Origin of the sequence: Streptococcus sp. E29BA, from assembly GCF_041807805.1 — a bacterium.
Lineage (GTDB): Bacteria > Bacillota > Bacilli > Lactobacillales > Streptococcaceae > Streptococcus > Streptococcus entericus.
In genome coordinates, this window is record NZ_JBGTZA010000064.1 from 1 (window position 1) to 4381 (window position 4381).

Below are 4381 nucleotides of genomic sequence, written 5' to 3' on the forward strand. Positions count from 1 at the left end.
AACACCTATGGTTAAGCGAGTTATCGCTTAACAAAAACACTTTATAAAAATTGTACAGAAAAGGGGTGCCTTTTCAGTGGCCAGTTTACCTCCTAAATATCTTTGGTGTAGTATTGATAGGTCTTTCTTTCATGAAGAGGGGGCAGAGCTAGTGACACCAGTAAGACGCTTTGCATTGAGAATTTTAGGGATTCTTTTAATGGTATCTGGATGTGTCTTTGCTTTGTTTAATTTCTAAGAAGCTAATCAGGCAGCGACAGCTTCAAATGTTGTTGCTCAAGAACTAGAAAAAAAGAAAGCCAAAAACCATTCGGCTCAGAAAATGGGGAGATGCCGGTTGAAACGATTGACGGTGTTGATTTTATCGGTACACTCCATATCCCACGCTTAGGGATAACTCTCCCCATCGCATCAGATTACAATTATGACCAATTAGCCCAGACTCCGGTTCGCTACAATGGTTCTTACTACACGAATGATTTGGTTGTTTGTGCCCATAATTACGCTAGTCATTTTGAACCATTAAAAGACCTCGACATGGGTGAAGAGATTATTCTCAAATCTGTTACTGGTCGGATTTACCGCTACCGTGTGACCAATCGCCAAACGATTGAACCGACTGAGGTCGATCAGGTCTATAAAGACACCTCTAGTGACAAGGATTGGGATTTGAGCTTGTTTACCTGCACACCTTCCGGCTTAGCCCGTGTTTTGGTGCGTTGTAGTTTTGTTGGCAATAGCTGAGCGTTGTTCATAGGATACTGATGAGAGCCTACTTGGCTCTCTTTTTCGATGTTAGGGACAAACTTGATTTGACAACTTGTTTCTTCCAATTGTGGTATAATAAACTGAAAAGGAGAAGATATGTTGGCTAAACAAAAAGATCAGTTAATGCTAAGTGGCTCTTTGACAGCTTTGTTGCTGATTTGCTTCATGCAGCTAGGCAGGTATTTGCAACCAGATGCGGAGACTATTCAACCAAGCACACCAGAGCTAGAAACTCATACGGCGCGTGTTGTCGCAAATGGAGACCTGCTCTATCATGACAGGTTGTATACCAGTGCCTTGCACCAATATGGCAGTTATCAATTAGAACACCACTACGAGTATGTCAAGGAGTGGATTTCAGGTGCGGACTTGGCCATCGGTGATTTTGAAGGGACAATCAATCCTGAATTACCGCCAAATGGTTATCCTCTGTTTAATGCGCCCATAGAAGCTGCTCAGGCGATACAAAGTACTGGCTATGATGTTGTTGACCTCGCGCATAACCACATCTTAGATACAGGTTTATCAGGAGCCTTGAGCACCCATCGGATATTTTCAGATTTGGGGGTGACCCCTGTTGGACTTTACCCAAATGACCGTTCGACAGATGGTTTGGTGATTAAGGAGGTCAACGGCATTAAGATTGCTATTTTAGGTTATGCCTATGGATTTAATGGAATGGAAGGCAATCTGTCTGAAGAAGAGTATACTCGCCACCTATCTGACCTAGATGAAACCAACATGCAAGCTGAGATAGAGAGAGCGGAGCAAGAAGCAGATGTCACCATCATCATGCCACAGATGGGGGTCGAGGAGGCGCTTGAGCCTAGCGAAGAGCAAGTCGCCCTCTATCATAAGATGATTGACTGGGGGGGCTGATGTGGTCTTTGGCGGTCATCCGCATGTTCCGCAGCCTTCAGAAACACTTGAAAAAGACGGAGAGAAGAAGTTCATCATCTACTCTATGGGAAATTTTCTCTCTGACCAACGTCTGGAAACTCTTGGCAACATCTAGACAGAGCGTGGTGTCCTGATGGATGTCACTTTTGAGAAAACAGGTGAGCAGACACTTATTAAAACAGTCACAGCCCACCCAACCATGGTTTGGGCGACTGGTCTTGGTGCTTATGGCAGCGAGGGATATGAATATGTTGATTATCGTGTCATTGTCTTGCAGGATTTTATTGAGGGAGGGCGTTACCGTGTTCTGCTGGACGATGCGATGAAGGCGCGTGTAGACACAGCTTATCAAGAAATTAACGGTTTGGTGAATGTGACATGGTGACCTTAACTTCTTACCCGATTTATCCATTTTCTCCCTATTATCAAGCGGTAGAGACCCTCTATCATGCAGCTTTTCCGCCAGAAGAGCGCCCGCCTTATCTACTCGCTAGCTTGTTTGCTCTTCAGTCTCAAGTTGATTTCCTTGCCTATTACGACAAGAACATCTTTGCAGGATTTGCCTATACCGTGAGGACAACTCAAGGGATATTTGTTTTTCTGCTGGCAGTTAATGACGAGGTTCGCTCCAAAGGTTACGGCTCAGCTATGTTGCGAACAATAGCCGAGCAGGCAAAAGGACTACCCCTAGTCTTATGTATCGAGCCGATGGAGGAGACAGCGAGTAATTATGACCAACGTCTTAGACGTCTAGCTTTTTACGAGAAGAATGGCTTTCGCAGGCAATATCGCCAGTTCCATGAACTGAATGAAGTCTACGAAATTGTCGCTACGACAGATGGCATTGATTATCAGAAACTAGCAAAGGAGCTCAACCGCACTAGTCTGGGGCTTCTAAAGATAAGGATAACATGATGGCATAGGCAATGATTGCCGATCAGAGTAAATAGTTGAAAAAATAAAGTAAAATCCTTGAATAAATCGCTCGGCTATGGTAGAATCGTAATGTTGACTACATGCACGTCCTGTGCAACCGCACGACTAGCGTTTTAAGAGGTTTCGTACCCACGTTACAAGGCGAGTCTTCACAAGGGAATTTCCCTATCAATATCTTTATAGGAGGTGCATCATGAGCACATACGCAATCATCAAAACTGGTGGTAAACAAGTTAAGGTTGAAGTTGACCAAGTCATCTATGTTGAAAAACTTGATGTTGAAGCTGGTCAAGACGTTACTTTCGACGAGGTTGTTCTTGTTGGTGGTGAGAAAACAATTGTTGGTACACCACTTGTTTCAGGAGCGACTGTTGTTGGTACAGTTGAAAAACAAGGCAAACAAAAGAAAGTTGTTACTTTCAAATACAAGCCTAAAAAAGGTAGCCACCGTAAACAAGGTCACCGTCAACCGTACACTAAAGTTGTTATTAAAGCTATCAACGCTTAATCTGACAACCTAGAACATACAAAAGAAAGGACACTATTATGTTGAAAAATCTTGAAAACTTGTTCCTCATGGCGAGTAAAAAAGGTGGGGGTTCAACGTCAAACGGACGTGACTCACAAGCTAAGCGTCTTGGTGCTAAGGCAGCAGACGGTGAAACTGTAACTGGCGGCTCAATCCTTTACCGCCAACGCGGTACTCACATCCACCCAGGTCAAAACGTTGGTCGCGGTGGTGACGATACCCTTTACGCCAAAATCGAAGGCGTTGTACGTTTCGAGCGTAAAGGTCGCGATAAGAAACAGGTTTCTGTTTACCCAATCGCTAAATAATAGACTAATCCTACCCATTTTGGGTGGGGTTATCTTATAAAAGTAAAAGTGATGATATTAAAATAAGGAGAAAGACATGAAACGCCTCTTTTCCAACTGGGAACGCCTGCAACGTTTTTCCATTAGAAAGTTGTCTGTTGGTGTTGTTTCTGCCACTGTTGGAGCTGCTATACTCGGTTTTGCAATGGTTAGTCAACCTGCTCAAGCTCAGTCTCAGGAAGTCTCAGTTGGACAATCTATAACCATTGACTACCATTATGTCAATTATGAGGACTTAACGCCGCAGGAACAAGCGTTACTGAATCCTGATAAGAAACTGACAGACGAGATCGCCTCGGCTGATGCTCGCTATATTCTTGTTTATCGGCAACATCAGCCACTTAAAATGTTGCCTCACACGGCTGAAATGCCAAGTGAACTTCTTACTTTGCTTGGAGCAACAGGGGTTCTAGCAGCGCTGGTTTCTATGGTGCGTCGAGATAAAAAATCTCTTGTTAAGTTTGTCCTCATCACTAGCCTTGGCGCAGCCAGTATTAATGCCGAGACCATGTCAGCTCTTGATGTAGCTTTGAAGACATTTCTCACCACCAGCTATCAGGTTACTAAGGGGGATTTTTTGCCGAACCCTCGACACTTCAGTAATCGAACTCTTTACGCTTATCAGCGGCACGAGGGGGTTCCTGTTGAGGCTTCTTCGGTGCAGCCAATAGCAGAGCAGGAGTCAACAACAGCCCAAAATAAACCAACTGATGCTGAGAGGAGTAAAGAAGTTGTTGATCATCACAAACAACTTGCTGACCAAATCTCGCTACCTTCTCAAATCGCTCACTCTAATCAAACTACTCAAAAACCTTCCCAGCCTATTGAGACAAGCCGTACGGAAGTTATCCCTTACAAGACTGAAATTATCCCTGATGCTAGTTTACCGCTCGGAGAAGAA

At 44.1% G+C, this 4381-nt stretch carries 5 protein-coding genes, 1 pseudogene and 1 other annotated feature; all 6 genes and pseudogenes read left to right on the top strand.

From position 1 onward, the window contains the following. Nucleotides 1–330: 330 nt before the first annotated feature. The gene (locus ACERC8_RS09800; RefSeq protein ID WP_373659681.1) at nt 331–744 is read left to right on the top strand and encodes a sortase; all 414 of its coding nucleotides are present in this window, start codon (nt 331–333) and stop codon (nt 742–744) included. Between the two features lie 120 nt (nt 745–864). After that, nucleotides 865–2053, top strand: a pseudogene (locus ACERC8_RS09805) (CapA family protein). Further along, complete coding sequence (locus ACERC8_RS09810) at nt 2047–2583, top strand: GNAT family N-acetyltransferase (RefSeq protein WP_373659682.1); 537 nt, start codon at nt 2047–2049, stop codon at nt 2581–2583. Before ACERC8_RS09805 ends, ACERC8_RS09810 begins: the two are co-directional and overlap by 7 nt. Before the next feature lie 106 nt (nt 2584–2689). Beyond that, nucleotides 2690–2763, top strand: a sequence feature (ribosomal protein L21 leader region). Nucleotides 2764–2797: 34 nt separating this feature from the next. Further along, nucleotides 2798–3112, top strand: coding sequence for a 50S ribosomal protein L21 (gene rplU / locus ACERC8_RS09815; protein ID WP_018368240.1), 315 nt, complete (start codon nt 2798–2800; stop codon nt 3110–3112). A 38-nt stretch (nt 3113–3150) separates the two neighbouring features. Continuing rightward, nucleotides 3151–3441 (top strand): 50S ribosomal protein L27, encoded by a 291-nt coding sequence (rpmA, locus tag ACERC8_RS09820; RefSeq protein ID WP_018368241.1) that lies wholly within the window; start codon nt 3151–3153, stop codon nt 3439–3441. 76 nt (nt 3442–3517) lie between these two features. Beyond that, on the top strand, nt 3518–4381 hold an 864-nt coding region (locus ACERC8_RS09825; RefSeq protein ID WP_373659683.1), incomplete at its 3' end, for a YSIRK-type signal peptide-containing protein.

Excerpts from the sequence above, each read along its gene's own strand:
- rpmA (WP_018368241.1), top strand. The coding sequence starts at position 3,151 with ATGTTGAAAAATCTTGAAAACTTGTTCCTCATGGCGAGTAAAAAAGGT.
- rplU (WP_018368240.1), top strand. The coding sequence starts at position 2,798 with ATGAGCACATACGCAATCATCAAAACTGGTGGTAAACAAGTTAAGGTT.
- ACERC8_RS09810 (WP_373659682.1), top strand. The coding sequence starts at position 2,047 with ATGGTGACCTTAACTTCTTACCCGATTTATCCATTTTCTCCCTATTAT.
- ACERC8_RS09800 (WP_373659681.1), top strand. The coding sequence starts at position 331 with ATGCCGGTTGAAACGATTGACGGTGTTGATTTTATCGGTACACTCCAT.